The sequence below is a fragment of the Streptomyces sp. NPDC055254 genome, from assembly GCF_053606025.1.
This window is the reverse complement of the sequence record NZ_JBSGQV010000001.1, coordinates 454,768-479,612: the sequence shown is the minus strand read 5'-3', so window position 1 is coordinate 479,612 and position 24,845 is coordinate 454,768. Positions and strand designations below refer to the sequence as shown.

26 protein-coding genes are annotated in these 24,845 nt (G+C 72.1%); 11 read left to right on the top strand and 15 right to left on the bottom strand.

Annotated features, from left to right (window positions below):
• Positions 1-81 precede the first annotated feature (81 nt).
• Both ACWFQ8_RS02100 and ACWFQ8_RS02095 read right to left on the bottom strand, forming a co-directional pair.
• Positions 82-339, bottom strand: coding sequence for a WhiB family transcriptional regulator (locus tag ACWFQ8_RS02100; RefSeq protein ID WP_003953983.1), 258 nt, complete (start codon positions 337-339; stop codon positions 82-84).
• Between the two features lie 318 nt (positions 340-657).
• Positions 658-1,623, bottom strand: coding sequence for a diacylglycerol/lipid kinase family protein (locus tag ACWFQ8_RS02095; RefSeq protein WP_453784255.1), 966 nt, complete (start codon positions 1,621-1,623; stop codon positions 658-660).
• A 107-nt stretch (positions 1,624-1,730) separates the two neighbouring features.
• On the opposite strand from ACWFQ8_RS02095, the gene ACWFQ8_RS02090 reads away from it, so the two are divergent.
• Positions 1,731-2,174: a hypothetical protein gene (locus ACWFQ8_RS02090; protein ID WP_453784254.1), complete on the top strand. Its 444-nt coding sequence runs from the start codon at positions 1,731-1,733 to the stop codon at positions 2,172-2,174.
• A gap of 132 nt (positions 2,175-2,306) precedes the next feature.
• Here the strand turns inward: ACWFQ8_RS02090 and ACWFQ8_RS02085 are convergent, their stop codons facing one another.
• The 3 genes from ACWFQ8_RS02085 to ACWFQ8_RS02075 form a co-directional block, all read right to left on the bottom strand.
• Positions 2,307-3,332: an RNA polymerase sigma factor SigF gene (locus tag ACWFQ8_RS02085; protein ID WP_453784253.1), complete on the bottom strand. Its 1,026-nt coding sequence runs from the start codon at positions 3,330-3,332 to the stop codon at positions 2,307-2,309.
• A 17-nt stretch (positions 3,333-3,349) separates the two neighbouring features.
• Positions 3,350-3,763: an ATP-binding protein gene (locus tag ACWFQ8_RS02080; RefSeq protein WP_384535975.1), complete on the bottom strand. Its 414-nt coding sequence runs from the start codon at positions 3,761-3,763 to the stop codon at positions 3,350-3,352.
• Positions 3,764-3,975: 212 nt separating this feature from the next.
• Positions 3,976-4,236 (bottom strand): UBP-type zinc finger domain-containing protein, encoded by a 261-nt coding sequence (locus ACWFQ8_RS02075; RefSeq protein WP_453784252.1) that lies wholly within the window; start codon positions 4,234-4,236, stop codon positions 3,976-3,978.
• A gap of 65 nt (positions 4,237-4,301) precedes the next feature.
• Here ACWFQ8_RS02075 and ACWFQ8_RS02070 point away from each other — a divergent pair, with 65 nt between their 5' ends.
• Positions 4,302-5,882: a Na+/H+ antiporter gene (locus ACWFQ8_RS02070; protein ID WP_453784251.1), complete on the top strand. Its 1,581-nt coding sequence runs from the start codon at positions 4,302-4,304 to the stop codon at positions 5,880-5,882.
• A 279-nt stretch (positions 5,883-6,161) separates the two neighbouring features.
• On the opposite strand, the gene ACWFQ8_RS02065 is transcribed toward ACWFQ8_RS02070, so the two are convergent.
• The 4 genes from ACWFQ8_RS02065 to ACWFQ8_RS02050 all read right to left on the bottom strand — a co-directional run bounded on the left by ACWFQ8_RS02065 (position 6,162) and on the right by ACWFQ8_RS02050 (position 9,656).
• The gene (locus tag ACWFQ8_RS02065; protein WP_453784250.1) at positions 6,162-7,058 is read right to left on the bottom strand and encodes a 1-aminocyclopropane-1-carboxylate deaminase/D-cysteine desulfhydrase; all 897 of its coding nucleotides are present in this window, start codon (positions 7,056-7,058) and stop codon (positions 6,162-6,164) included.
• A gap of 37 nt (positions 7,059-7,095) precedes the next feature.
• Positions 7,096-7,686, bottom strand: a complete 591-nt coding sequence (locus tag ACWFQ8_RS02060) for an N-acetylmuramoyl-L-alanine amidase (RefSeq protein ID WP_453784249.1) — start codon at positions 7,684-7,686, stop codon at positions 7,096-7,098.
• A 154-nt stretch (positions 7,687-7,840) separates the two neighbouring features.
• Positions 7,841-9,037 carry a globin domain-containing protein gene (locus ACWFQ8_RS02055; RefSeq protein WP_453784248.1) on the bottom strand — a complete coding sequence of 399 codons (1,197 nt, stop codon included), beginning with the start codon at positions 9,035-9,037 and terminating at the stop codon, positions 7,841-7,843.
• Positions 9,038-9,200: 163 nt separating this feature from the next.
• The gene (locus ACWFQ8_RS02050; RefSeq protein ID WP_453784247.1) at positions 9,201-9,656 is read right to left on the bottom strand and encodes an RrF2 family transcriptional regulator; all 456 of its coding nucleotides are present in this window, start codon (positions 9,654-9,656) and stop codon (positions 9,201-9,203) included.
• A 225-nt stretch (positions 9,657-9,881) separates the two neighbouring features.
• Between ACWFQ8_RS02050 and ACWFQ8_RS02045 the strand changes: the two genes are divergently transcribed.
• The 3 genes from ACWFQ8_RS02045 to ACWFQ8_RS02035 all read left to right on the top strand — a co-directional run bounded on the left by ACWFQ8_RS02045 (position 9,882) and on the right by ACWFQ8_RS02035 (position 13,118).
• A complete protein-coding gene (locus tag ACWFQ8_RS02045) occupies positions 9,882-11,288 on the top strand; it encodes a family 2B encapsulin nanocompartment shell protein (RefSeq protein WP_453784246.1) in 1,407 nt (468 codons plus the stop codon).
• Positions 11,289-11,329: 41 nt separating this feature from the next.
• Positions 11,330-12,379 carry a family 2 encapsulin nanocompartment cargo protein polyprenyl transferase gene (locus ACWFQ8_RS02040; protein WP_453784245.1) on the top strand — a complete coding sequence of 350 codons (1,050 nt, stop codon included), beginning with the start codon at positions 11,330-11,332 and terminating at the stop codon, positions 12,377-12,379.
• Between the two features lie 124 nt (positions 12,380-12,503).
• Positions 12,504-13,118: a GNAT family N-acetyltransferase gene (locus ACWFQ8_RS02035; RefSeq protein WP_453784244.1), complete on the top strand. Its 615-nt coding sequence runs from the start codon at positions 12,504-12,506 to the stop codon at positions 13,116-13,118.
• Between the two features lie 81 nt (positions 13,119-13,199).
• Here ACWFQ8_RS02035 and snpA read toward each other — a convergent pair whose 3' ends face one another.
• Positions 13,200-13,874, bottom strand: coding sequence for a snapalysin (gene snpA / locus ACWFQ8_RS02030; protein WP_453784243.1), 675 nt, complete (start codon positions 13,872-13,874; stop codon positions 13,200-13,202).
• 206 nt (positions 13,875-14,080) lie between these two features.
• On the opposite strand from snpA, the gene ACWFQ8_RS02025 reads away from it, so the two are divergent.
• Complete coding sequence (locus ACWFQ8_RS02025; RefSeq protein WP_453784242.1) at positions 14,081-15,016, top strand: LysR family transcriptional regulator; 936 nt, start codon at positions 14,081-14,083, stop codon at positions 15,014-15,016.
• Positions 15,017-15,398: 382 nt separating this feature from the next.
• Here the strand turns inward: ACWFQ8_RS02025 and ACWFQ8_RS02020 are convergent, their stop codons facing one another.
• Positions 15,399-16,217 (bottom strand): hypothetical protein, encoded by an 819-nt coding sequence (locus ACWFQ8_RS02020; protein ID WP_453784241.1) that lies wholly within the window; start codon positions 16,215-16,217, stop codon positions 15,399-15,401.
• 167 nt (positions 16,218-16,384) lie between these two features.
• Here ACWFQ8_RS02020 and ACWFQ8_RS02015 point away from each other — a divergent pair, with 167 nt between their 5' ends.
• Together ACWFQ8_RS02015 and ACWFQ8_RS02010 are read left to right on the top strand one after the other, a co-directional pair.
• Complete coding sequence (locus ACWFQ8_RS02015) at positions 16,385-17,320, top strand: DUF4097 family beta strand repeat-containing protein (protein WP_453784240.1); 936 nt, start codon at positions 16,385-16,387, stop codon at positions 17,318-17,320.
• A gap of 1 nt (position 17,321) precedes the next feature.
• The gene (locus ACWFQ8_RS02010) at positions 17,322-18,260 is read left to right on the top strand and encodes a helix-turn-helix transcriptional regulator (protein ID WP_453784239.1); all 939 of its coding nucleotides are present in this window, start codon (positions 17,322-17,324) and stop codon (positions 18,258-18,260) included.
• 34 nt (positions 18,261-18,294) lie between these two features.
• Here ACWFQ8_RS02010 and ACWFQ8_RS02005 read toward each other — a convergent pair whose 3' ends face one another.
• The 4 genes from ACWFQ8_RS02005 to ACWFQ8_RS01990 all read right to left on the bottom strand — a co-directional run bounded on the left by ACWFQ8_RS02005 (position 18,295) and on the right by ACWFQ8_RS01990 (position 21,595).
• Positions 18,295-18,867 carry a Clp protease N-terminal domain-containing protein gene (locus tag ACWFQ8_RS02005; RefSeq protein WP_453784238.1) on the bottom strand — a complete coding sequence of 191 codons (573 nt, stop codon included), beginning with the start codon at positions 18,865-18,867 and terminating at the stop codon, positions 18,295-18,297.
• A complete protein-coding gene (locus ACWFQ8_RS02000; RefSeq protein ID WP_384536013.1) occupies positions 18,867-19,076 on the bottom strand; it encodes a helix-turn-helix domain-containing protein in 210 nt (69 codons plus the stop codon). Before ACWFQ8_RS02000 ends, ACWFQ8_RS02005 begins: the two co-directional genes overlap by 1 nt.
• Before the next feature lie 118 nt (positions 19,077-19,194).
• On the bottom strand, positions 19,195-20,157 hold the full coding sequence (locus ACWFQ8_RS01995) for a zinc-binding dehydrogenase (RefSeq protein WP_453784237.1): 963 nt from the start codon (positions 20,155-20,157) through the stop codon (positions 19,195-19,197).
• Positions 20,158-20,392: 235 nt separating this feature from the next.
• Complete coding sequence (locus ACWFQ8_RS01990) at positions 20,393-21,595, bottom strand: NAD(P)-dependent malic enzyme (protein ID WP_453784236.1); 1,203 nt, start codon at positions 21,593-21,595, stop codon at positions 20,393-20,395.
• A 521-nt stretch (positions 21,596-22,116) separates the two neighbouring features.
• On the opposite strand from ACWFQ8_RS01990, the gene ACWFQ8_RS01985 reads away from it, so the two are divergent.
• From ACWFQ8_RS01985 to ACWFQ8_RS01975, 3 genes are read left to right on the top strand one after another with little or no spacing between them, the layout of a single operon-like run.
• On the top strand, positions 22,117-23,076 hold the full coding sequence (locus ACWFQ8_RS01985; RefSeq protein ID WP_453784235.1) for an ABC transporter substrate-binding protein: 960 nt from the start codon (positions 22,117-22,119) through the stop codon (positions 23,074-23,076).
• Positions 23,077-23,114: 38 nt separating this feature from the next.
• On the top strand, positions 23,115-24,056 hold the full coding sequence (locus ACWFQ8_RS01980; RefSeq protein ID WP_384532516.1) for an amino acid ABC transporter permease: 942 nt from the start codon (positions 23,115-23,117) through the stop codon (positions 24,054-24,056).
• Positions 24,056-24,820, top strand: a complete 765-nt coding sequence (locus ACWFQ8_RS01975) for an amino acid ABC transporter ATP-binding protein (RefSeq protein WP_453784234.1) — start codon at positions 24,056-24,058, stop codon at positions 24,818-24,820. Before ACWFQ8_RS01980 ends, ACWFQ8_RS01975 begins: the two co-directional genes overlap by 1 nt.
• Positions 24,821-24,845 lie beyond the last annotated feature (25 nt).

Genomic DNA, 24,845 nt, shown 5'->3' with positions numbered 1-24,845 from the left:
TCCCGGTCCGGGGCTCAAGAGCACGTTGCTAAGCGCTCATGCGGGTACTACGCGCTGCGCGTCGAGGCTCGAAAGTCGTTGTCAGGCGCTGGCGTTGCGCGCCCGGTTGCGAGCGGCACGGCGCTTCATCGCGCGGCGCTCGTCCTCGCTGAGGCCGCCCCAGACACCGGAGTCCTGACCGGACTCGAGCGCCCACTGCAGGCACTGCTCCATGACGGGGCAACGGCGGCAGACGGCCTTGGCTTCCTCGATCTGCAGCAGCGCAGGACCGGTGTTGCCGATGGGGAAGAAGAGCTCGGGGTCTTCTTCGCGGCAAACGGCGTTGTGACGCCAGTCCATGGCTGCTCCATCTCCTTGTATTGCGGGCAGGTTGCTTGTGAATGTGAACGCTTTCACGAATCCCTTCGCGAGGGAAGGGCGATCGCCCAGTTGCCCGGGAGGTCAGTGCTTCGTGGAGGGGTTCTGGCGATCTGTGTGGGTGCCGGGTTGTGCGGGCTGTCCCGATCGCCATGTAGAGATTCGCAAACCTCGGACGGGGATACAACCCCTTCCGGAAAGTTTTTTTTGATTCGTCGGTGTCTACTAGGTCACAGCCCTACTTCCTAGGGGTGGACCGGCGTGTAAACGTTCGAGTGAAAGGACTTTGGGCTCTTCCACTCACACAATCACACGCAGTGCACGGCGAACGCCTGTGAACCGAACGCTGGTCCGCAGTCCGAGGTGATCGCCGTCCATCTGGAACGGGAGGGGAGCCTTGGAATGCAAGGTGAAGTCGGTCAGATCGTGCAGAGACACCGCGTGCTTGCCATGAGGACCCCGCTCAGGAGTGGAGGTCAGGAGCTGCGTCGCGTACCGGGCGACCGCCGGAGTTGACAAACGGTCCAGGGCGAGTACGTCAAGTGCGGTATCGAACGACGCCTCGGGAGAGGCGTAAAGCGGACGATTGCCCAGATACGTCCACGGCGAGGTGTTGCAGACTATCGACAGCACCAGGTCCCTCACCGGATCCGCTCCGGGGCGCTCCAGGGTGACCGTTCCCTGCCGGCGGTTCGGTTCCTCCAGGAACTGCCGCAGGAGCTGTCGTACGTACAGGGCGTGCGTGGAACGCTTGCCGCGCTCCCGCTGCTGCTCCACCCGGCCCACCACACCCGCGTCGAAACCGAATCCGGCGCAGAAGGTGAACCAGCGCGCCGGAACCGACTCGTCCTCCGTACCCGGAGTACCGGCCGCCAGGCCCAGGCCGACCGTACGCTCGCGCCGCTCCCGCAGCGCGTCCAGCAGTGCGCCGGTCGCCTCGACCGCGTCGTTCGGCAGCCCGAGGGCGCGGGCGAAGACATTGGTGGATCCACCGGGCACCACCGCCAGCTTCGGCAGCCGGTCCGGATCGGGCCCGTCGTGCAGCAGTCCGTTGACCACCTCGTTGACCGTGCCGTCGCCCCCCAGCGCCACCACGAGGTCGAGCCCCTCGTGCGCGGCCCTGCGTCCCAGGTCCCGGGCGTGTCCCCGGTACTCGGTCGTCACCGCCTCCAGCTTCATCTCGCTGGCGAGGGCGTGGGTCAGGACGTCACGCGTGCGCGCGCTGGTGGTCGTCGCTGCTGGGTTGGCCACGAGAAGTGCACGCATGAGCGCCAGACTACCCACCCCGTCACGAGCTGACCCTACTGCCCGTCCCTTGCGGCCCCCGAGGCCCGTCCTGCCGGGACCGCCGGGCGCGCGGCTACCCTGCTGGGGTGAGTAAGAAGCAGCCGCAGAACGCCCCCGCCCCCGCCGCCGAGCCCACCGTGCTGCCCCGTCGGCTGACCGCCGCCGCCGCGCTCACCGCACTGGAGGGCCTGGCCCTCGCGGGCCTCGGCGTCTACATGCTCTACGTCGGCATCGCCGGCGACCCCGACTCCCCGCAACAGGCCGAGACCGGCGGGGTCACCCTGCTCGCGCTCGCCGCGCTGCCGCTGCTCGCGGCCCGGGGGCTGCGGCTGGGCCGCCGCTGGAGCCGCGGCCCGGCCCTGATCACCCAGCTGATGGCCCTGCCCGTGGCCTGGACCCTGTACAGCACCGGCGGCGCGATGATCGCCGCCGCCGCGGCGCTCGCCGCGGCGGCCGTGGCCGTCGTGGCGCTCCTGGTCAACCCCACGGCGACGGAGGCCCTGGGGATCGGGGCCGGCCCCACTTCTTGAGGGGCCCGCCTGTCCGACGGCCGATGGCCCGAGGTCCGGCCCACCCCGACATGAGGGCCCGCCCGCCCGGAGCCCCGCCCGCCCTGGGGGCCCGGTCGTCACGCCCCCCGGACCCGGTCCGGGGGGACGACGTCACTCCTCGACGAGGAGCTTCTCCCGCAGCTGGGCCAGGGTGCGGGCCAGTAGGCGGGAGACGTGCATCTGGGAGATGCCGACCTCCTGGGCGATCTGCGACTGGGTCATGTTGCCGAAGAACCGCAGCAGCAGGATCCGCTTCTCCCGCGGCGGCAGCCCCTCCAGCAGGGGCTTGAGGGACTCGCGGTACTCGACGCCCTCCAGGGCCTCGTCCTCCGCGCCCAGGGTGTCCGCCACCGCCGGCGACTCGTCGTCGGTGTCCGGGACGTCCAGCGAGAGCGTGCTGTAGGCATTGGCCGATTCCAGCCCCTCCAGCACCTCCTCCTCGGAGATCCCCAGCCGCTCCGCCAGCTCGTGCACCGTGGGCGAGCGGCCGTGCTGCTGGGACAGCTCCGCCGTGGCCGTGGTCAGCGAGAGCCGCAGCTCCTGGAGGCGCCGGGGAACCCGTACCGCCCATCCCTTGTCGCGGAAGTGGCGCTTGATCTCGCCGACCACGGTGGGCGTGGCGTACGTGGAGAACTCGACCCCGCGGTCCGGATCGAACCGGTCCACGGATTTGATCAGGCCGATCGTCGCGACCTGCGTCAGGTCGTCGAGCGGCTCCCCGCGGTTGCGGAACCGCCTGGCCAGGTGCTCCACCAGGGGCAGGTGCATCCGCACCAGCCGGTTGCGCAGCTCGGCCCGCTCCGTCGAGCCGTCGGGCAGCGCCCGCAACTCGATGAACAGCGCCCGCGCACCGCTGCGGTCGCGCGGATCGGGCAGGGCGTGGCTCACCGGGAACGCCGGTACCAGGGGCACCGGAGGCACCGGAGGTTCAGCCGGCACCGCCGGAGCCGTGCCAGCGGCCTCCGGTGGCTGTGCCTGGTCGTGCTGGTTCTCGCTCATAGGGCCCGCCCGTCGCTCCGCCGAGTCCAAAAAGCCGTCTTCCGCATCCGCGTCAGCCGGGTGCGGCCGGGCGTGCTGCTGCTCCGGGATGCCGCCGTCGACCTCGTGCCGTACCCGGGGCCGATCCCCGCCCCGCACCGGGATCTCCCCGCCGCTCACGCCGGGCCTGGCCCCGCGCCGCGCTGTTTGTAGAGGCTGATGCACACTGTCCGGTCCTCCTCGACCGTGGCCTCGACCTTGCCGGCCAGGGCCGACAGGACCGTCCACGCGAACGTGTCGCGCTCCGGCGCGCGTCCGTCCGTGGTCGGCGCCGAGACGGTGACCTCAAGCGAATCGTCGACCAAGCGGAAGACGCAGCTGAGGACGGAGCCGGGCACGGCCTGCTGGAGCAGGATCGCGCAGGCCTCGTCCACCGCGATGCGGAGGTCCTCGATCTCGTCGAGGGTGAAGTCCAAACGTGCCGCGAGGCCGGCCGTGGCCGTCCGCAGCACCGACAGGTAGGCACCCGCAGCGGGCAGCCGGACTTCCACGAAGTCCTGGGTCCCGGGCTCGCCTGCGATCTGGGACACCCTCACCTCCAAGGTGGTACGAGCTCTGTTCGCCGGTGACGCTATCGCGATCCGGGCAATCGTGTCGCGGCACCCCTCGTGATGCCCATGCAGAGCACCCGGCCCGGCCGTACCTCTGCCGTGACTGATGGTAAGCCCACGGGTACGCACAGTGGCTAGAGGTCTGCGGGGTTCAAATCAGGGGAACCGGCGGAGGGTTGACCTACCCCGCCTCAGACGATCGAACCGTCGACGAAGCACCACCGCCAGGTCTCGCCCGGTTCGAAGCTGCGCATCACCGGATGCCCCGTCTCCCGGTGGTGCGCCGAGGCGTGCCGGTGGGGGGACGAGTCGCAGCAACCCACCTCCCCGCACTCCAGACACATCCGCAGCTGCACGGGATGGCTGCCCAGCGCCAGACATTCGGGACAGGTCAGGGCAGTGGGGACCGGCTCGGGGCGCGGCAGTTCGGCAACGTGAGTGCACTCGCTCATGATGGCCAGCGTACGACCAGGGCGCGGGTGCACGCGGGCCCACGACGCATGGGAATGGATCTTCGATGGAGGTATTGCCGCTGGTGGCGCTGGTCGCGGGCAGCGCCGCGGTGGCGGGTCTGGCCCGCCGCACGCCCGTGCCCGCACCCCTGCTGCTGGTCGCCGCGGGGCTTATCGCCGCGTACGTCCCGGGCGTGCCCCCGTACGTCCTCGACCCGCACATCGTGCTGCCCCTGCTGCTGCCGCCGCTGCTGCACACGGCCGCGGTGGACAGCTCGTACCTGGACCTGCGGGCGAACATCCGGCCCATCGGGCTGCTCTCGGTCGGGTACGTGCTCTTCGCGACGCTCGTCGTGGGGTACGCGGCGTACCTGCTGGTGCCGGGGCTGACGCTGCCGGTGGCCCTGGTGCTGGGCGCGGTGGTCGCGCCGCCGGACGCGGTGGCCGCCACCGCGATCGCCCGCAAACTGGGGCTGCCGAACCGGATGACGACCATCCTCCAGGGTGAGTCCCTGGTGAACGACGCCACCGCCATCACCGCGTACAAGGTGGCCCTGGCGGCGGCGGTAGGGGTGAGCGCCGGCTGGGCGGGCGGCATCGCGGAGTTCCTGCTGGCCTCGGTGGGCGGGGTCGGCGTCGGCCTGCTGCTGATGGTGCCGATCCACCAGCTGCGCAAACGGCTGCGGGAGCCGCTGCTGCAGAACACCCTCTCGCTGCTGATCCCGTTCGTGGCGTACGCGGCGGCCGAGCGGGTGCACGCCTCCGGGGTGCTCGCGGTGGTCGTGGTGGCGCTGTACATCGGCCATCGCAACTGGCAGGTCGACTTCGCCACCCGGCTCCAGGAGGAGGCGGTGTGGAAGGTGGTCGCCTTCGTCCTGGAGTCGGTGGTCTTCGCCCTGATCGGACTCCAGCTGCCGGTGGTCCTCCAGGGGCTGGGGGAGTACCGGGGCCCGGACGCGGCCTGGTACGCGCTCGCGGTGTTCCTCGCGGTGGTGGTGTCGCGGTTCGTGTGGGTGTTCCCGGCGACCTTCGTGCCGCGGTGGATGTCGCGGCGGATCCGGGAGCGGGAACCCGGGACGGACTGGAAGGCGCCGGTGATCGTGGGGTGGGCCGGGATGCGGGGCGTGGTCTCGCTGGCGATCGCCTTCTCCGTGCCGATGTACGTGCCGCACCGGAACCTGATCCTGTTCCTGACCTTCACGACCGTCATCGGGACCCTGGTGGTGCAGGGGCTGACGCTGCCGCCGCTGATCAGGATGCTGAACCTGCCGCCGAGGGACGTGCGGGCCGAGACGCTGGCGGAGGCGCAGGCGCAGAGCGAGGCCTCGCGGGCGGCGGAGGAACGCCTGGCGGAGCTGCTGGCGGAACCGGCCAACGCGTTGCCGCCGCCGCTGGCCGACCGGTTGCGGACCGTGCTGGAGCGGCGGCGCAACGCGGTGTGGGAGCGGCTGGGGGAGGTCAACCCGGAGACGGGGGAATCCGCGGACGATGTCTATCGGCGGCTGGCCCGGGAGATGATCGCGGCGGAGCGGGAGGTGTTCGTGGCGCTGCGGGACGGGCGGCGGATCGATGACGAGATGCTGCGGGGGCTGCTGCGCAGACTGGATCTGGAGGAGGCGGCGGCGTACCGCGAGGAGTCGACGTGACGGGCACCCTGGCCGGGTGCCCTGGCGGGCGGCCGGGCGAGGACTGCGGGGGTGTCCTGGCGAGGACTGCGGGGGTGTCCTGCGGGGCGGCGCGGGTGTCCTGCGGGGCGGCGCCGGGCCCCTGACGGGGGGCGGGCGGGTGCCGGTGCCCTGCCGGGCGGGATCCCGGGCGGGAGAGCGGGGGCCGTGCGGGGCGGGGTGACCGGCGCCGGGGCTCGGGCACTTCTGGGTCCGGGTCGGCGATTTCAGCCTGGCCGGCGTTCGAGGCGCGGGGCGGGGTCAGGGGCGGCCCGTGATGACGGGGGCCAGGGTGGTGCCCGGGGGGAAGGCGCCGGCGGTTGTCAGGGACGTCACGGCGTACAGGAGCTTCGCCACGTAGATCCGCTCCAGCGGCACCCCGTGCCGGGACTCGAAGTCCGCCGCGAACGCCGCCAGCTCCGGCGGGACGCGGGCGTAGCCCCCGTGGTCGTGGCCCTCGGCCAGGGACCAGTCCCCCGTCGGCCCACCGAACGCGGCGTGCTGGAGGGAACGTATCTCCGCCGCCAGGAAGCCCCCCGCCAGGACCGGTACGCCCAGTGCCCGCTGCCCCGGGCCCAGGCCGGCGGCCAGGCCGGCCAGGGTGCCGCCCGTGCCGCAGGCCACCGCCACCACGTCCGCCGCCCCCCGCAGCTCGCGGCCGAGCTCCGCGCAGCCCCGCAGGGCGAGGGCGTTGCTGCCGCCCTCGGGGATCACGTAGGCGTCCGTGGCCCCGGCCCCCTCCAGCAGGCGGGCGAGGGTCCGGGGCTCGGTCTTGCGGCGGTACTCGGAACGGGTGACGAAGTGCAGCCGCATCCCGTCCGCCGCGCACCGGGCCAGGGAGTCGTTGAGGGGGCGTCCGGCGAGCTCGTCCCCGCGCACGATGCCCACGGTGTCCAGGCCCAGCAGCCGCCCGGCCGCCGCCGTGGCCCGCAGGTGGTTCGAGTAGGCCCCGCCGAAGGTCACCAGGGTGCGCCGCCCCGCCTCCACCGCCGCGCGGAGGTTGGGCGCGAGCTTGCGCCACTTGTTGCCGGGCAGCTCCGGGTGGACCAGGTCGTCCCGCTTGAGCAGCAGCCGTACGCCGCGGGCGGCGAACCGGTCGTCGTGGATCTCCCGCAGCGGTGACGGCGGGCGGGGGCGCAGCGGGTCGGGGTCGTTCACCCGTCCATTGTGTGCGGTCGGACGGGTGGCGCCCTCCCTACTTGAGGCGTTCGCCGACGCGGTCGCGCAGGGAGTTCATCGTGAAGCCCCTCGGGTCGATCTTGCCGGGCTGCCATTCGCGGTGGCCGATGACCGAGCGGGCCGTCCAGCGGTGGACCCGGCAGACGGCGGCCGCCGCACGGGCGATCGCGTCGAGCTGGACCGCCGGCCAGGGGTCCTCGCCGTTGCCGAGGTTCTCGCACTCGAAGCCGTAGAAGTGGCGGTTGCCGTCGGTGTCCGCCCGGTCGTCCGCCGGCAGGCGCTTCTCCGCGATCACCGCCGCGAGGACGTCGGAGTCGCCCGCGCCGGCGTGGTTGGTGCGGCCGTAGCCGACCAGGTGGACGCGACCGTCCTTGGCGATCACGCCGTGGCAGAGGGGGCCGGGCAGGGCGGAGGAGCCGTCGCGGCACAGCTGGACGGTGTACGGGGTGCCGCGCGTGACGGTGTGGTGGATCATCACCCCGTGCACGGGGCCCCAGGGGCCCCTGTGGTTGCGGTTGTGGGTGCGCCAGGCGCCGACCTCCACGACGGTCAGCCCTTCGGCCCGCAGCGCTTCGAGGAACCGGCCCGCGGACATGGGTGCGGCCATGGCCGCCTCCTTCCGTGCGATGAGAGCGGGTACGGTACGTACCCGCTTCGTCACTCTCCGGTGTAAGGGAGGGAGCGCTTCCGCGGCTAGTGCCTTCGTACGCCGAGCGAGCCGATCCGGACACCGTCCGGATCGGCTCCCGGGGGCGCGGGTGCTACGCGGAGGCCAGCCACAGGTCCGGGCCGAACACCTCGTAGTGGACGTCCGCTGCCGGGACGCCCTTGGCGAGCAGCTGCTCGCGCACGGAGCGCATGAAGGGGAGCGGTCCGCACAGGTAGGCCTGCGTGCCGGCGGCGACCGGAACGTCCGCGAGGTCGATCCGGCCGAGGCCGTCGCCGGGCTCCGCGGCCTCCTCGTACCAGAAGCGGGCCGTGGCGGCCGGCAGCTTGTGGGTCAGCGCGCGGTGGTCGCCGCGCAGCGCGTGGTCCGCGGGGGAGCGGTCGGCGTGCAGGACGGTCACCGGGGCGGTGTGCCCGGTGGCGGCCAGGTGCTCCAGCATCGAGAGCATCGGGGTGCAGCCGATGCCGGCCGAGGCGAGCAGCACCGGGGCGTCGCCGTCGCGCAGGACCAGATCGCCGTACGGTGCCGAGACGCGCAGGGTGTCTCCGGCGCGGACCCGGGCGTGCAGGTGGTTCGAGACCTCGCCGTCGGGGCCGCCGGCCGCCGGTCCGTGGACCCGCTTGACGGTGATCGCGCGGACCGGGGAGCCGGGGGCGGTGGAGAGGCTGTACTGGCGGATCTGGCGGGCGCCGTCCGGGAGTTCGACCTGGACCGAGACGTACTGGCCGGGCCGGTGGGCGGGCGCCGGGGCGCCGTCCGCCGGGGTGAGGTGGAAGGTGGTGCAGTCCGCGGTCTCCTTCGTCCGGGCGGTGACGGTCCACTCGCGCCACACGTCTGCGGCGGCGATCCGGTGCCCGGCGTAGAGACGCTCCTCCAGGGCGGCGAGGGCGTTGGCCATCAGCCAGTAGACCTCGTCCCAGGCGGCGGCGACCTCGGGGGTGACGGCGTCGCCGAGGACTTCGGCGATGGCGGCGAAGAGGTGGTGGTGCACGACCGGGTACTGCTCGCGGGTGACGCCGAGGGAGGCGTGCTTGTGGGCGATGCGGTTCAGCATCACGTCGGGGCGGGTGTCCGGGTGGGCGACGAGGTGGGTCGCGAAGGCGGCGATCGAGCCCGCGAGGGCCTGCTTCTGGAGGCCGGCGTTCTGGTTGCCGCGGTTGAAGAGGTCCCGGATCAGCTCCGGATGGGCCTCGAACAGCTTCGTGTAGAAGAGCTCCGTGATGTCGCCGATGGCCGCTCCGACGGCGGGCAGGGTGGCTCGTACGGTAGCGGTCGACGTCTCGGACAGCATGGCGCGGGACTCCTCGGAATCAGGAAACTTGCATGGGAGATGCTTATTTTTGAGCGTGCGGCGCCCCGTGTGAACTTTTGTTCGAGGAGCTCCGCCGGATGAGGCTCAGGGGCCGTAGGGCGCGGGAACCGGCCATCCGGCCCGGGTGGTCAGGGCCGTTCGGTCAGGGCCGTTCGGTCCGGCCGGGTCCCCCGATCGAGAGGCCCAGGAGCAGCGGGCCCGTAGGGGCCGCCACCAGGTCGTTCACCGTCAGGGTGTCCAGCGCGGCGAAGAAGGCCTCCTGCGCCCGGTGCAGGGCCCCGCGCAGCAGGCAGGCGCCCCGCAGGGGGCAGGGCTTGGCGCTGTCGCAGTCGACGACGTCGCCCGCTCCCTCCAGCTCGCGCACGACCCCGCCCACCGAGGCGGCGCGTCCCGCCGAGGTCAGTGCGAGTCCGCCGCCGCGGCCGCGGCGGGTCTCGACGAGGCCGAGATGCTGCAGCTTGGCGACCACCTTGGCCGTGTGGGTGTACGGGACCTCCATGGTCGCCGCCACGTCCCGCGTGGTGGGGAGGTCCGTCTCCTCGACGGCCAGGCGCATCAGGACGCGCAGCGCCAGGTCGGTGAATCGGGTCAGCCGCATGGGCGCAGCGTAGGGAAAGTTGCATCTTCGATGCAAGTTAGGAGGCGAGGAGAGGTGTGATGGCCGGAACGCGTGGGGCCCCTGGGGTGGGTGAGGCGGAATTCAACTCCTTAGAGTGCCCAGCACTCGGACGGAGTAGTCCCACCCTTTTGTGTAATGGTCTCATCACGTTCCGCACTGGAAGGCTGGCCGCGCAGACCCATGGAGTGATCGAAAGGGAAATACATGTCGGTCCAGGCTGGTCCCGAATCCGAGATCCAGGCACCGCAGCGCAGCCTCGGCACGTCCGCCGCACGGAACTTGGCGACCACGACCAAGTCCGCGCCGCAGATGCAGGAGATCACCTCGCGGTGGCTGCTGAAGATGCTGCCGTGGGTGTCGGTCCAGGGCGGCACGTACCGCGTCAACCGCCGGCTGAGCTACTCGGTCGGTGACGGACGCGTCGAGTTCATCAAGACCGGGACCCAGGTGCAGGTCATCCCGGCCGAGCTCGGCGAGCTCCCGCTCCTGCGCGAGTACGAGGACCTCGACGTCCTCGGCGAACTCGCCCAGCGGTGCAGCCAGATCGACTTCGAGGCCGGCCAGGAGCTGACCTCCTTCGGCAGCGGCTCCGACCGGGTGTTCCTGCTCGCCCACGGCCGCGTCGAGCAGGTCGGCCCGGGCCCCTACGGAGAGGACGCCGTCCTGCGCACCGTCGCCGACGGCACCTACTTCGGCGAGGACTCCCTCGTCGACGAGGAGGCGATCTGGGAGTACACCGCCCGCGCCGTCACCTCCGGAACCGCCCTCGTCCTCACCCGGCAGGACTTCCAGCTGCTCGCCGACCGCGTCGAGTCGCTGCGCGAGCACGTGGAGCACGTCCGGACGCTGCCCGCCCAGCGCACCAACAAGTACGGCGAGGCCGCCATCGAGCTCTCCGCCGGCCACCAGGGCGAGGCCGTCCTGCCGGGCACCTTCGTGGACTACGAGGCCCGCCCGCGGGAGTACGAACTCTCCATCGCGCAAACGGTTCTGCGCGTGCACACCCGCGTCGCCGACCTCTACAACCAGCCGATGAACCAGACCGAGCAGCAGTTGCGGCTCACGGTCGAGGCGCTGCGCGAGCGCCAGGAGCACGAGATGCTCAACAACCGCGACTTCGGCCTGCTCCACAACGCCGACTACGACCAGCGCATCCAGCCCCACGACGGCGCGCCCAGCCCCGACGACATGGACCAGCTGCTCAGCATGCGGCGCGGCTCCAAGTTCTTCCTCGCGCACCCGAAGGCCATCGCCGCGTTCGGCCGCGAGTGCAACCGGCGCGGGCTGTACCCGCAGTCCGTGGACATCGGCGGGCACCACGTGCCGGCCTGGCGCGGGGTCCCCATCTTCCCGAGCAACAAGATCCCGATCAGCGACGCCCGCACCACCTCCATCCTGTGCATGCGCACCGGCGAGGACGAGCAGGGTGTGATCGGCCTGCACCAGCCGGGCATCCCGGACGAGATCGAGCCGAGCACGTCGGTCCGCTTCATGGGGATCAGCGAGCAGGCGATCATCTCCTACCTGGTCACCGCCTACTTCTCCACCGCGGTGCTGGTGCCCGACGCGCTGGGCGTACTGGAGAACGTCGAGATCGGCCGCTGGAGCTGAGGCGGCCGGCCGGATACGCGGACAGGCGGGACGGACACGCCATGGCGACCACTGAGGCGGTCACGACCGGCGAGGGCCAGGAGGCGACGGCCCTCCTGGAGCGGACGAGAGAAACGGTCAACCCGGAGATCCGCCGGGCGGTGGAGAGCCTGCCCGGCTCGATGCGGCGCGTCGCGATGTACCACTTCGGCTGGGAGCACGCGGACGGCACACCGGCCGCGGGCAACGCCGGAAAGGCCGTCCGGCCCGCCCTGGTGCTGGCCGCGGCGCAGGCCCTGCTGGGTCCGGGCCGCACCGCGGACGACGCCGTACGGGCCGCGGCCGCCGTGGAGTTGGCGCACAACTTCACGCTGCTCCACGACGACGTCATCGACAACGACGTACGGCGCCGCGGCCGGGCCACCGCCTGGACCGTCTTCGGCACGCCGGACGCGATCATCACGGGCGACGCCATGATGGCGCTCGCGCTGCGGCTCCTCGCCGAGGATCCGCACCCGGCGTCGGCGGCGGCCTCGGCCCGGCTCGCGGCCTGCGTCATCGAGCTGTGCGCCGGTCAGCAGGCGGACTGCGCCTTCGAACGGCGCGAGGAGGTCACCCTCGACGAGTGCGTGTCCATGGCCACGGCCAAGACCGGTGCCCTGCTCGGCTGCGCGTGCGCGCTCGGTGCGCTGTACGCGGGGGCCGGACCGGACGAGGCCGACGCGATGGACGCCTTCGGAAGGGAGGCCGGGCTGGCCTTCCAGCTCATCGACGACCTGATCGGCATCTGGGGGGACCCGGCGCACACCGGCAAGCCGGCCGGGGCGGATCTGATCGCCCGCAAGAAGTCCCTCCCGGTCGTCGCGGCCCTCACCTCGGGCACGGCGGCGGGGGAGGAGCTGGCCGAGCTGTACGCGGGCCCCATGACCGGGGACGACGTGCGCAGGGCGGCCGACGCGGTGGACCGGGCCGGCGGCCGCGACTGGGCGCAGGCCCATGCCGCGGACCGGATGGGCCGGGCGGTGCAGCAGCTGTCGCGGGCCGTTCCCGACCTGGGGGCGGCGGGCGGGCTGCTGGCCCTGGCCGAGTTCGTCACGCGCCGCACCAGGTGAGCCCGTAGGAGCCCGGGGGCGGCCCGTTCCGGCACCGTACGGTGCCGGAACGGGCCTTACGCCGTTCGCGGGCCAACTCTAGGATCACTCCCGGTTGTTGACACGTGAGTGAAGGGTGTGACCAGTGGCGCTGGAGATACGTCGGGCTGATCAGTCGGACCGGGACGCCGTCGCGCGGCTGCTGGACGAGGCCTTCCGCGACGACCCGGTGAGCAGCTGGGTCTTCCCGGACCCGGAGCACCGGGCCGCCGTGCACGGCAGGTTCCTCGGCGTCTTCGTGGACGTCGCGCTGGCCGAGGGCCGGATCGACTACGCGGTGGACGGCTCGGCGGCCGCGCTGTGGCTGCGGATCCCGGCGGGCGACCCGGGGGCGGAGGCCGTCGAGGACGAGGTCCCGGCGAAGATGCGGGCGGCGGCCGACCCGGACAACGAGCGGTGCGAGCTGGTCGGCCGGCTGACGGGGGAGGTGCACCCGACGGCGGAGGAGCACGAGTACCTGTTGATGATCGCCGTGACCCCCGAGCGGCAGGGGGAGGGGCTCGGCAGCGCGCTGATGCGGCCGGTACTGGAGCGCTGCGACCGCGAGGGCGTGCCGGCGTACCTGGAGGCGAGCAGCGAGCGCAGCAAGGGGCTGTACGAGCGGCTCGGCTGGGAGTTCACGGGTGACGCGGTGAGGCTGCCCGACGGGCCGCTGATGTGGCCGATGTGGCGCAAGCCGAGGGGCGGGGCCGCGGCGTAGCCGCCGACCACCGCGCCCGCGCCCGTCCGGGGCGGGCGGGCGACGGTCCCGGGCGCCGGGGCGTCCGGGACCGTCGTCGGGTCAGCCCTTCGTGGCCGCCGCCTTCGTGTCCAGGCCGGAGGCGAAGCCGTTGGCCCAGAGCTGGTTGACGCGCGAGCGCTCGGCGCTGTTCGGCGTGGCGTTCTGGCACGAGGTGCCCGGGCCGCCGCCCGACATCAGCTCGCTGCACGGGCCCGAGTAGTGGTCCGGCAGGCCCAGCACGTGGCCGGTCTCGTGCGAGGTCACCCGGGTGGAGTTGTACTGCTGGTTCTGGCGGTAGTCGAGGAAGATGTAACCCCGTCCGTGCCCGTCCGTGCTCGCGTACGAGCCGCGCGAGTCGTTGCCCTCGCGGTACGAGAAGTTGCCGCCGGTGGACACCTCCTGGAGCCGGACGTTGGTCACCGAGCTGTTCCAGATCTGGGTGGAGCGGGCTATCTGGGTGCGGAAGCTCGGCGCGTTGCGGGTGTTGTACGTGACGGTCACCGCGAGGGCGCCCGGGTTCGCAGCGCGCTGCTCGGCGACCGAGCGCCGCACGGCGTCGAAGAAGGCCCGGTTCGCGGTGGCGTTCTCCTGGGAACGCTCGTACGCCGTGTAACTCGCCTCGGTGCCCGAGACGATCGGAGCGGTGGCCGCGCTGGCGCTGGGGACGGCGCCGAGGGCGGCGGCGAGGCCGAGGCCTGCCGCGGTGGCCAGAACGGCCTTTCGGGAGTGGCGCATGTGGGGGCTCCTGCTCATCCGACGTGGGGGGTGGGTCGTTCGGTACCGGAGTCTGGAGGAGCCGAAGGCGCCGGGGGATGATGTCAGCCACCGATAACGCAGGGCTATCGGGACGTTTTCGGCGGATGAACTTCCGTGAGAATGGCGGGATTCGATGGGCTCCCAGTGGCTGGTGCGGTCCACCGGGACCGGCCTACTCTCGGGGCATGGAGCTTGAGGTCAGGCACCTGCGCGCCCTGTGCGCCATCGCCGACGCCGGGAGTCTGCACAAGGCCGCCCGGCAGCTCGGTGTGAGCCAGCCCTCCCTGACGACCCAGTTGCGCCGCATCGAACGGGCCCTGGACGGCGAGCTGTTCCTGCGCGAGCGGACCGGATGCCGACCGACGCCATTCGGCCGCACCGTGCTGGGCCGGGCCCGGCCGCTGCTCGCGGAGATGGCCGCGCTGGTGGCGGAGGCCCGCGCGCTGGCCCACGGGCCGAGGCTGCGCATCGGCTCCACCGCCAGCCGGGCCCTGCCGGGGTGGCTGCGGCGGCTGCACGGGCGGCTGCCCGACACCGAGACCTCGCTGGTCGTGGACGTCTCGGCCAACGCGCTGCTGCGGATGGTGGCGGCGGGGCAGTTGGACGTGGCGTTCGTCCACGAGGTGGAGGGGAGCCCGCTGCGGGTGCCGGCCGGGCTCCAGCTGCACGTGCTGATGGAGCGGGAGCCGCAGTTCGTGTCGATGGCGCGGGACCATCCGGCCGCCGGGCAGGAAGTGGTCTCGTTACGCGACCTGGCCGCCGACCGCTGGACGGTGGACCCCTCCGTCGACGGGGAGTGGGACGGGCTGCGGCGGGTGTTCGCGGGGGCGGGGCTGGACCCGCCGGTGCTGCACGCCGACTACCACACGGCGACGTCGCTGATCATCTCGGGCGAGGCGGTGGCTCCGTGCCAGCCGACGTCGGGGCCTAGGGAGGACATGGCGATCCGGCCGCTGTCCGGCGACCCGCTGGCGGTGCGGCTGCTGCTGGCGACCGCGCCGGGTGCGCATGCGGACGTCTACGAGGACCTCCGCGCTGCCTATCGCGAGGCGGCGCTCCGGGCGTCGCCGTACCGGGCGTGGCTGAGGCACCATGCGAGTCCGCTGCTGGAAGCCGCGTAGCCCTGGGCGGGCGGCGGGGCGGACGACGCGGGTCCCCTACGGGGTGCCGGTCCCCTGCGGGGTGCGGTACCGGTGCCCTGCGGGGTGGTTGCCCTGGCGGGGGCGGGCGGCTGGTCGGCGCCCCTGGGGGCCGGTTCCCTGCGGGGCGGCGGTTCCCGGGAGGCCGGCCCCGCCGGCGAGAGGCGCGGGCCCGGGCCACTTCTGGGTCCGGGTCGGCACATCCAGCCCCGCCGGCGATTGAGGCGCGGGTGCGGGGCGGAGTCCCGGAGGTTCGGGGCGGGGTGGTCCGGTGCGCCGCGCCGCGTACGGGCACCTTCGGCCGCGCCGGCGACGGGGCGGGGCCCCGGACGGCGGTCCGGCGGGGACGGGGCGGGGCCCCGGGTCAGGGGTGGGGGGTGCGGGCGTGGTCGTAGGCGAGGGCGAGGGCGCCGTGCGCGGTCAGCAGCGCACCCGCCGCCAGCCACCCCGGCCGGCGGCCCCGCGCGGCCCACACCACCAGCGGCCCCCCGAGGGCGAGCTCGGCGGCGCCCAGGAGCCGGGCCCTCGGCCCCCGCACCCACGGGCCCATCGGGCCGTCCTCCACCACGTCCAACTCCGCCCGCACCGCGTCGCGCCAGCCGGACCACTCCACCGTCTCGGCACCCGGCGCGCACCGGGCCGCCTCCCGCAGCCGGTCGGCCGGTTCGCCGGGGGAGAGGCCGGCGGGCAGGGCCAGTCCGGCCCGGGCCAGCAGCGCGATCAGGACGAGCAGGCGGCTCTCGCCGTTGACGGCGGCATCGGTGTCGGGGCGGGTGAGCCGTTCCAGTTCCTCCAGGTCGAGGACGGGGTCCAGGCCGAGCCGGGCCGCCAGCGTCCGCATGGTGTCGGGCTCGCCGACCGGGGCCCCGTCGGCGTCCCACGCGTAGGAGGCGGTGCGACGGAACCCGCTCGACAGGGCGAAGCCGGTCCGGCCGTCCTCCCACCACAGGCTCATGACGGGCCAGTTGGCGCCGACCGCAACTGCTGAGCCCCAGCCGGCGAGGACCTCCGCCACGGTCTCCTCGCCGTCGCGCCACGGCTTGCCCTCGGGGACGAGCGCGCTCCATTCGCCGGCCGGGGCGAGCAGGAGGCGTACGCGCAGCAGGTGCGCGGCGGGTCGGGCGACGAGCGGTTCGGCGCGGCAGAGCAGCAGTCCGCCGGCCGTGGTCTTCGAGATCGGCATGCACACACGCTAGGGCAAATCGCCGAAACCCACCCCATGCGGGTGAAGAGGAGCTGGTCCGACTTTCACTTGACTTCCCCTATCCGCGATATATCGTGTTGTTCATAAGACGCGATATGTTGCGTGCGTCGAGTCCGGTCCGTGAACGCACGAGGAGGAGCAGCACCATGTCAGAGCAGGCGTCGCAGTCGACGTGGCACATCGCCGAAGACCGGAAGCTCACCTTCGAGGAGCCCGTCACCGAGCTCCGCGTCCGACTCGTCAGCGGCACGGTGAACGTCGTCGCCGCCGAGGAGGGACCCGCCCGCCTGGAGGCGAGCGCGATCGACGGGCCGCCCCTGTACGTGGTGCAGGAGGAAGGCGTCCTTACCGTCTCCTACGAGGACCTGCCCTGGAACGGCGCACAGGGTTTCAAGAAGTGGTTCGAGGGCAAGCCCTGGAAGGCCTGGGCGGCTTCCGCCTCCGGCCGCAAGGCCTGGGAGCGCAGCGCCGTCGTCACCCTCACCGTCCCCGCCGCCACCCACGTCCGGTTGGCCGCGGTGGACGCCACCGCCTTCGTCTCCGGCATCGCCGGCGGCACCGAGGTCAACGGGGTCTCCGGCGACGCCACGCTGGTCGGCCTGTCCGGCCGGGTCAAGGCGCACACCGTCTCCGGCGCCGTCGAGGCGCAGTCCGTGACGGGCGACCTCGGCTTCCACTCGGTGTCCGGGGGCCTGACCGTGGTCGACGGCGCGGGCGTGAGCGTACGGGCCGACTCGGTCAGCGGCGACATGCTCATCGACCTGGACCTCGACCCGGCCGCCGACCGTCCCGTGGACATCACGCTGAACTCCGTCTCCGGGCAGGTCGCCATCCGGCTCCCGCATCCCGCCGACGCCCGGGTGGAGGCCAACACCGCCACCGGCGGCGTCTCCAACGCCTTCGAGGACCTGCGGGTCAGCGGGCAGTTGGGGGCCAAGCGGATCACCGGCACCCTCGGTTCCGGTACGGGCACCCTGCGGGCCACCACCGTCTCGGGCGGGATCGCCCTGCTGCGGCGCCCGGCCGCCGACACCCAGGACTCCGCCGAAACCCCCCTCGCGCTCGACAAGAAGGTGCTCTGACATGCCGCCCGTCTTCGCCCACGGCCGCCTCCGCCTCTACCTCCTCAAGCTGCTGGACGAGGCCCCGCGCCACGGGTACGAGGTGATACGCCTGCTGGAGGAGCGTTTCCAGGGGCTCTACGCGCCCTCCGCGGGCACCGTGTACCCGCGGCTGGCCAAGCTGGAGGCCGAGGGCCTGGTCACGCACGCCACCGAGGGCGGGCGCAAGGTGTACTCCATCACCGAGGCGGGCCGTGCCGAACTGGCCGACCGCGGCGGCGAACTCGCCGACCTGGAGCTGGAGATCCGCGATTCGGTGTCCGAATTGGCCGCCGAGATCCGTGACGACGTCCGGGGAGCGGCGGGCGCTCTGCGCCGCGAGATGCGGGCGGCGGCCTCCGCGTCGGCGACCCCGGTCGAGGACGAGGCGTGGAAGGCGGCCAAGGAGGAGCTGCGCAAGGCGAAGCAGGAGTGGAAGGAGCAGGCCCGCCGCGCCAAGGACGAGAGCCGTCGGGCCCGCGAGGAGGCCCAGCAGGCCCGCCGCCAGGCCAAGGAGGCCCAGGAGCGGGCCCGCGAGGAGGTGCAGCGCATCGCCATGCAGCTCCAGGAGCAGTTCGCCCGCTCGGGCGGAGTCCTGGGCAGCCTGGCGGGTGCCTGGCTGGGCGGTGGTTCGGCGCCGGCCGGCTCCGGCACCCCCGCCGCCGGTCCCGACGGGACGGCCTCCGGGCCCCACGCTGCGGCCGGCCCGGCCGCGTACCGAGTGGTGGACACGGACTGGGCCGATGACCTGGCGGTCACCGGCGATCCCGGCCGGGACCTGGACCGCCTGCTCGACCGCTTCCGCGACGAGGTCCGGGACGCGGCCCGAGACCACGGCGTGACCCCGGCCCGGCTGGTCGAGGCCCGTACCCACCTCGCCGAAGCGGCGTCCCGCCTCGCGGGAACCTTCCGTACGGGCTGAGCCGCGGGGCCGGGCGCGCGGTCCCGGCTCCGGATCAGGCGGCCAGGCCCGCCTCGGCACGGCCGTAGGTGACCCCGTGGTCCGCCAGGACCTCGGAGACCGTGCCGGGGCGGGAGACCAGCGCCAGGAGCAGGTGCAGGGCGCCGATGCGGCGGTCGTGGCGGCCCAGGGCGATCCGGAGGGACTGCTCCAGGACCTGCTTGGAGCCCGAGGTGAAGGGCGGCCGGTAGCTGCCGGCGCGGTCGTGCGGGTCGGCGCGGCCCAGGGCCGAGCGGAGCGAGGCGCCCAGGCCGCGCCTGCGGGGAGCCGGGGACGCCAGCGCGCCCTCGCCGTGGGTCTCCTCGACGCGGAAGACGATCTCCGTGAGGTCGATCCCGAGGCCGGCCAGTGCCTCCTCGTCCGCCTTCGACATGCCGCCCCGGCGGCGGGCCGCCGCGAGGTCGGCGGCGACGGCGGCCCGGTCCACGCCCAGCGGGTCCAGGGTGCCCAGGGCGAGCAGCGAGAGCAGCAGGTGCTCCTCGGCGACCGAGGCGGCCCCCGCATCCTGCGCCGCGGTCACCGCCCCGGTGACCGCGGACCGGGCGTCGGGGGTGAAGCGTTCGAACATCAAAGCCTCCCGTACTTCTTGTGCACGGCCTGCCGGCTGACGCCCAGCTCGGCCGCGATCTCCTGCCAGGACCAGCCCTGCGCGCGGGCACTGCGTACCTGTACGGCCTCCAGCTGCTCCAGCAGCCTGCGGAGGGCGGCCACGGAACGCAGGCCCACGCGCGGGTCGTGGTCGCCGGCCCGCTCGGCGAGATCGGTAGCTTCCGTCATGCATGTCAATTTAGGTTGACGCGGGACGGATGTCAACCCCGGTTGACGACAAATGGGTCGCGGGAGGTCGGGCGCCAGGATGTCGGGCGACAGGGTGCCGGGGTCGCGGGGTCTCGGGTCAGGGAGTCAGGACGATCTTGCCGAAGAGGTCGCCCGACGCCAGCTTCTCGAAGCCCTCGCGCGCCCGGTCCAGCGGGAGTACCTCGTCGATGACCGGTCGCAGACCCGTCGTCGCGCAGAACGCCAGCAGGTCCTCCAACTCGTCCTTCGAGCCCATCGTCGAGCCGACGACCTTGAGCTCCAGGAAGAAGATCCGGGTCAGTTCGGCGTGTGCCGGGCGGTCCCCGCTCGTGGCACCGGAGATGACCAGGGTGCCGCCCGGGCGCAGGGACTTCACCGAGTGCGACCACGTGGCCGCGCCGACGGTCTCGATCACGGCGTCGACCCGCTGCGGCAGCCGCGCGCCCGGCTCGAACGCCTCCACCGCGCCCAGCTCCACCGCCCGCGCGCGCTTGGCCTCGTCCCGGCTGGTGGCGAAGACCCGCAGGCCCGCCGCTTTGCCGAGGGCGATCGCGGCGGTCGCGACGCCGCCGCCCGCGCCCTGGACGAGGACGGAGTCCCCGGGCCGCACCCCGGCGTTGGTGAAGAGCATCCGGTACGCCGTCAGCCATGCGGTGGGCAGGCAGGCGGCCTCCTCGAAGGACAGCTCGGCCGGCTTGCGCAGGACGTTCCAGGCGGGCACGGTCACCTGCTCGGCGAAGGTCCCCTGGTAGCGCTCGGTCAGGATCGAGCGCGGTTCGTCCGGGCCGACCCCGTGACCGCTCTGGCCGATCACGGAGTGCAGGACGACCTCGTTGCCGTCCTGGTCGATCCCGGCGGCGTCGCAGCCGAGGATCATCGGGAGTCTTTCCTCGCCGAGGCCGACTCCGCGCAGCGACCACAGGTCGTGGTGGTTGAGCGAGGCGGCCCTGACGTTCACGGTCACCCAGCCGGGGCGGGCCTCGGGCGCCGGGCGGTCGCCCAGCTCAAGGCCGTTCAGCGGCTGGTCACGGTCGATTCGGGCGGCGTAGGCAGCGAACATGCGGCCAGACGCTACCGCTCGGTAGGGGGCGGTTCCAGTCCCTCTTTCACCACACCCGCGGGGTTCGCGGCCGCCCGGAGCCGCAGGGCGGGGCATTTCGCGGCGTTCGACCCGCCGCCGGTGACGGGCGTCACAGCCGTCTCCGTGCGTGGTCCCCCGGTCCTACGAGAACGGGCCGTGCCGCCCGTCCCCGTCGGGGGAGGGGCGGCACGGCCCGTTCTCGTACGCGGACGGGTCAGACCAGGCGGGCGACGCCGTCGGCCTTGGCGGCGGCCGCGACCGCCGCGGAGACGGCCTCGGCCACGCGCTCGTCGAACGGCGACGGGATCACGTAGTCGGCGGCGAGCTCGTCACCCACGACACCGGCGATGGCGTCGGCGGCGGCGATCTTCATGCCTTCGGTGATCCGGGTGGCGCGGACCTTGAGGGCACCCGCGAAGATGCCCGGGAACGCCAGCACGTTGTTGATCTGGTTCGGGAAGTCCGAACGGCCCGTCGCCACGACCGCCGCGTACTTGTGCGCGACGTCCGGGTGGACCTCCGGGTTCGGGTTGGCCATGGCGAAGACGAACGCGTCCTTCGCCATCGAGGCCACCGCCGCGTCCGCGACCGTGCCGCCGGAGACGCCGATGAAGACGTCCGCGCCCGCGAGGGCCCGCTCCAGCGAGCCGGTCTGCCCGGTCTTGTTGGTCAGCCCCGCGATCTCCGCCTTGACGTCCGTCAGGTCGGAGCGGTCCGCGGAGACGACACCCTTGCGGTCGGTGACGCAGACGTCACCGATGCCCGCGTCCACCAGGATCTTGGCGATGGCGATGCCCGCCGCGCCCGCGCCCGAGATCACGGCACGCAGGTCGCCGAGGGTGCGCCCGGTCAGCTTCGCCGCGTTGCGCATCGCCGCGAGCGTCACGATGGCCGTGCCGTGCTGGTCGTCGTGGAAGATCGGAATGTCCAGCTGCTCCTGCAGCCGGCGCTCGATCTCGAAGCAGCGGGGCGCCGAGATGTCCTCCAGGTTCACCCCGCCGAAGGACGGCGCCAGACGGACGACGGTCTCGATGATCTCGTCCGTGTCCTTGGTCGCCAGCGCGATCGGAACCGCGTCGACACCACCGAACTGCTTGAACAGGATCGCCTTGCCCTCCATCACCGGGAGGGAGGCCTCGGGACCGATGTCACCGAGTCCGAGCACGGCCGTGCCGTCGGTGACGACGGCGACCACGTTGGACTTCCAGGTGTACTCGTTCACGAGCTCGGGCTGTTCGGCGATGGCGCTGCAGACCTTCGCCACGCCCGGCGTGTACGCGAGGGACAGGTCGTCCTTGTTGTGGACCGGCACGGTGGCCTGAATGGCCATCTTGCCGCCCCGGTGCAGTGCGAACACGGCGTCCGGGTTGTTGTCCGTCACGCTGTCGCTGCGAGGATTGACGATCTCCGCTGCCACTTCTTGGCCCCTTAAGTCTTTGAATCGTGAGGGTTGGCCACTCCTGGTTAAGGGGTGGGCAGGCACCGCGTCCGTACTCCGCATCGGCGGTTGGCCCGCCTCCGCGAAGGGGAGGTTCGTACGCGCGGGCGCGCCGCACGCGCGCCCTGAGCCCCGGATGAGGGGTGTAAGGATCTGTTCTACCCGAAGAACGCTCACCCAGACGAGTCGATTCCGGCTCGACCATAAGCCTCTTGTCCCGGTTTTGGTTAAAAGTCCAAGAGCAGGCGCCCGATGGTCGAGACGGGCCGCAAAAAGTGAGCCGTACGGGGCCTGGGGCGGCGCATCATCCCGTCGCGGGACGCGTTCCCCGGAGGCATGTCGGGTACCCGGGGTCGCCCGTTATCTGATTTTGACCTGATGGGCAGCCTGAATGCGTCAGTCCGAATGGCAAGATGCCCCTAATCACACAAGGTCGCGACACTCGATGGTGCGTGCCCGACCACTCTCGGATGCTTTTCCACCTGCCGGAGGAACCGCTCATGACCGCAAGCACCACCCGTCGTACGACCGCCGCTCGGTCCCGGATCGCCGCGGTCGGCGCGATCGCGGTCGCGGGCGCCCTGATGCTCACCGGCTGCGGTGACCAGACCGACGGGGCCTCCGCCACCCCCTCGGGCGAGGCGAACAGCACCGCGCCGCTCTTCGCGAAGCTGCCGAAGAAGATCCGGGACGCCGGCGTGATCAAGGTCGGCACGGACGCGACGTACAAGCCGATGGAGTTCACCGAGGGCGGCAAGATCGTCGGCGTGGACCCCGACATCGCGGCGGCCATGGAGAAGCAGCTCGGCGTCAAGTTCGCCTTCGAGTCGGGCACCTTCGACACGCTGGTCGGCAGCATGCAGACCGGCCGCAGCGACGTGGTCATGTCCTCGCTGACCGACACCAAGGCCCGTCAGGAGGGCCTGGACGACAAGGGCGCCAAGACCGGTGCCGGTGTCGACTTCGTCGACTACTTCTCGTCCTCCACCGCCATCCTGGTCAAGAAGGGCAACCCCGAGGGCATCAAGACCCTCGACGACCTGTGCGGCAAGAAGGTCGCCGTCCAGCGCGGCACGACCTACGAGACGGTTGCCAAGACCCAGGCCGAGAAGTGCAAGACGGACGGCAAGGGCGAGCTCTCGATCGAGTCCTTCCCGACCGACGCCGAGGCCCAGACCCGCGTGAAGGCCGGCGGCGCTGTCGCCGACCTCAACGACGCCCCGGTCGCCGCGCACATCGCGAAGGAGGCGGGCGGCGGCAACGACTTCGAGGCCATCGTCACCCCGAGCGACGCCGGTTTCTTCGGCATCGCGGTGGACAAGAAGAACACCGAGCTGCGCGACGCGCTCAAGGAAGCCCTCGACGCGGTCATCAAGGACGGCACGTACAAGGCCGCCCTGGACAAGTGGAACGCGGGCTCCGGCGCCGTGACCGAGGCCAAGATCAACGCAGGCTCGTGACCTCCGCGCATACCGCAGCACACTGAAGGGCAGTCACTGTGACTGACAAGCTCGACAAGGTCCCGGACCCGGCGGACACCCCGCCGGCCGGGGCCGTCCCCCCCGAGGCGATCCGCGCCATCCCGGTCCGCCACTACGGCCGCTGGATCAGTGCCGTGGTCGTGATCGGCCTGGTCCTGGCGCTCGCGATCGCCTTCTCGCAGGGCAACGTGCGCTGGGCGACCGTGCCGGAGAAGCTGTTCGACCCCACCATCCTGCGTGGTGTCGTCAACACCGTCTGGATCAGCGTCGCCGCGATGGCCCTGGGCCTGGTCCTCGGCGTTCTCTTCGCAGTGATGCGGCTCTCGAAGAACCCGGTGACCAGCACCATCGCCTGGTTCTACATCTGGCTGTTCCGTGGCACCCCGGTGTACGTACAGCTCCTCATCTGGTTCAACCTCGCACTGATCTTCCCGATCCTGAACCTCGGTTTCTACAAGGACGAGATGACTCAGGTCATGACGCCCTTCCTGGCCGCCCTGCTGGGTCTCGGCCTCAACGAGGGTGCGTACATGGCGGAGATCGTCCGGGCCGGCATCCAGTCGGTCGACGAAGGCCAGAGCGAGGCCTCGCACGCGCTCGGCATGACCCGGATGCAGACCATGCGCCGCGTCGTGCTCCCGCAGGCCATGCGGGTGATCGTGCCGCCGTCGGGCAACGAGTTCATCAACATGCTCAAGACCTCGTCGCTCGTCGTCGCCGTGCAGTACTTCGACCTGCTGCGCGCGGCCCAGGACATCGCGTCCACGTCGTTCGCGGTGATGGAGATGTTCTTCGTCGCGTCGATCTGGTACCTCGCCCTGACCAGCGTGTTCAGCGTCGGCCAGTACTACCTGGAGCGCCGCTACGCCCGCGGTGCGCTCCGCTCGCTGCCGCCCACGCCGTTGCAGAAGATCAAGGCGAAACTGTCCAGCTTCTCGAACAGCAAGGCGGTGGCCTGATGACGACTGCCATGGTGAAGGCCGAGGGCGTCCACAAGTCCTACGGCGCGGCGCACATCCTCAAGGGCATCGACCTGGAGGTCGCCCCGCGTGAGGTGTTCTGTCTGGTCGGTCCGTCCGGCTCGGGCAAGTCGACGTTCCTGCGGTGCATCAACCACCTGGAGCAGGTCAACGCCGGACGGCTGTACGTCGACGGGAACCTCGTCGGCTACCGCCAGAAGGGCGACAAGCTCTACGAGCTCAAGGACAGCGAGGTCGCGGCGCAGCGCAAGGACATCGGCATGGTGTTCCAGCGCTTCAACCTGTTCCCGCACATGACGGCCATGGAGAACGTCATGGAAGCCCCGATCATGGTCAAGGGCGAGAGCAAGGCCGTGGCGCGCGAGCGCGCGGTGCGGCTCCTGGACCGCGTGGGCCTGGGCGACAAGGGCGGCAACTACCCCTCGCAGCTCTCGGGCGGTCAGCAGCAGCGCGTGGCCATCGCCCGCGCGCTGGCGATGGAGCCGAAGCTGATGCTCTTCGACGAGCCGACCTCGGCCCTCGACCCGGAGCTGGTGGGTGACGTCCTGGACGTCATGCGGGACCTGGCCGAGTCGGGCATGACCATGATCGTGGTCACCCACGAGATGGGCTTCGCCCGCGAGGTCGGCGACAACCTCGTCTTCATGGACGGCGGCGTGGTCGTCGAGTCCGGCCACCCGCGCGAGGTGCTCGGCAACCCGCAGCACGAGCGGACGAAGGCCTTCCTGTCCAAGGTCCTCTGACCGGCGGACGCGAGCGGTGCCCGAG

Bases quoted from the DNA above. Each gene is read 5' to 3' on its own strand.
- ACWFQ8_RS02060 (WP_453784249.1), bottom strand. From the start codon at position 7,686: ATGGCCGCACCCATGTCCGCGGGCCGGTTCCTCGAAGCGCTGCGGGCC.
- ACWFQ8_RS02000 (WP_384536013.1), bottom strand. From the start codon at position 19,076: ATGACGGAAGCTACCGATCTCGCCGAGCGGGCCGGCGACCACGACCCG.
- ACWFQ8_RS02010 (WP_453784239.1), top strand. From the start codon at position 17,322: ATGCCGCCCGTCTTCGCCCACGGCCGCCTCCGCCTCTACCTCCTCAAG.
- ACWFQ8_RS02045 (WP_453784246.1), top strand. From the start codon at position 9,882: ATGTCGGTCCAGGCTGGTCCCGAATCCGAGATCCAGGCACCGCAGCGC.
- ACWFQ8_RS02055 (WP_453784248.1), bottom strand. From the start codon at position 9,037: ATGCTGTCCGAGACGTCGACCGCTACCGTACGAGCCACCCTGCCCGCC.
- ACWFQ8_RS02005 (WP_453784238.1), bottom strand. From the start codon at position 18,867: ATGTTCGAACGCTTCACCCCCGACGCCCGGTCCGCGGTCACCGGGGCG.
- ACWFQ8_RS02070 (WP_453784251.1), top strand. From the start codon at position 4,302: ATGGAGGTATTGCCGCTGGTGGCGCTGGTCGCGGGCAGCGCCGCGGTG.
- ACWFQ8_RS01995 (WP_453784237.1), bottom strand. From the start codon at position 20,157: ATGTTCGCTGCCTACGCCGCCCGAATCGACCGTGACCAGCCGCTGAAC.
- ACWFQ8_RS02095 (WP_453784255.1), bottom strand. From the start codon at position 1,623: ATGCGTGCACTTCTCGTGGCCAACCCAGCAGCGACGACCACCAGCGCG.
- ACWFQ8_RS02050 (WP_453784247.1), bottom strand. From the start codon at position 9,656: ATGCGGCTGACCCGATTCACCGACCTGGCGCTGCGCGTCCTGATGCGC.
- ACWFQ8_RS02040 (WP_453784245.1), top strand. From the start codon at position 11,330: ATGGCGACCACTGAGGCGGTCACGACCGGCGAGGGCCAGGAGGCGACG.
- ACWFQ8_RS02075 (WP_453784252.1), bottom strand. From the start codon at position 4,236: ATGAGCGAGTGCACTCACGTTGCCGAACTGCCGCGCCCCGAGCCGGTC.
- ACWFQ8_RS01975 (WP_453784234.1), top strand. From the start codon at position 24,056: ATGACGACTGCCATGGTGAAGGCCGAGGGCGTCCACAAGTCCTACGGC.
- ACWFQ8_RS01985 (WP_453784235.1), top strand. From the start codon at position 22,117: ATGACCGCAAGCACCACCCGTCGTACGACCGCCGCTCGGTCCCGGATC.
- ACWFQ8_RS02100 (WP_003953983.1), bottom strand. From the start codon at position 339: ATGGACTGGCGTCACAACGCCGTTTGCCGCGAAGAAGACCCCGAGCTC.
- ACWFQ8_RS02025 (WP_453784242.1), top strand. From the start codon at position 14,081: ATGGAGCTTGAGGTCAGGCACCTGCGCGCCCTGTGCGCCATCGCCGAC.
- ACWFQ8_RS02015 (WP_453784240.1), top strand. From the start codon at position 16,385: ATGTCAGAGCAGGCGTCGCAGTCGACGTGGCACATCGCCGAAGACCGG.
- snpA (WP_453784243.1), bottom strand. From the start codon at position 13,874: ATGCGCCACTCCCGAAAGGCCGTTCTGGCCACCGCGGCAGGCCTCGGC.
- ACWFQ8_RS02020 (WP_453784241.1), bottom strand. From the start codon at position 16,217: ATGCCGATCTCGAAGACCACGGCCGGCGGACTGCTGCTCTGCCGCGCC.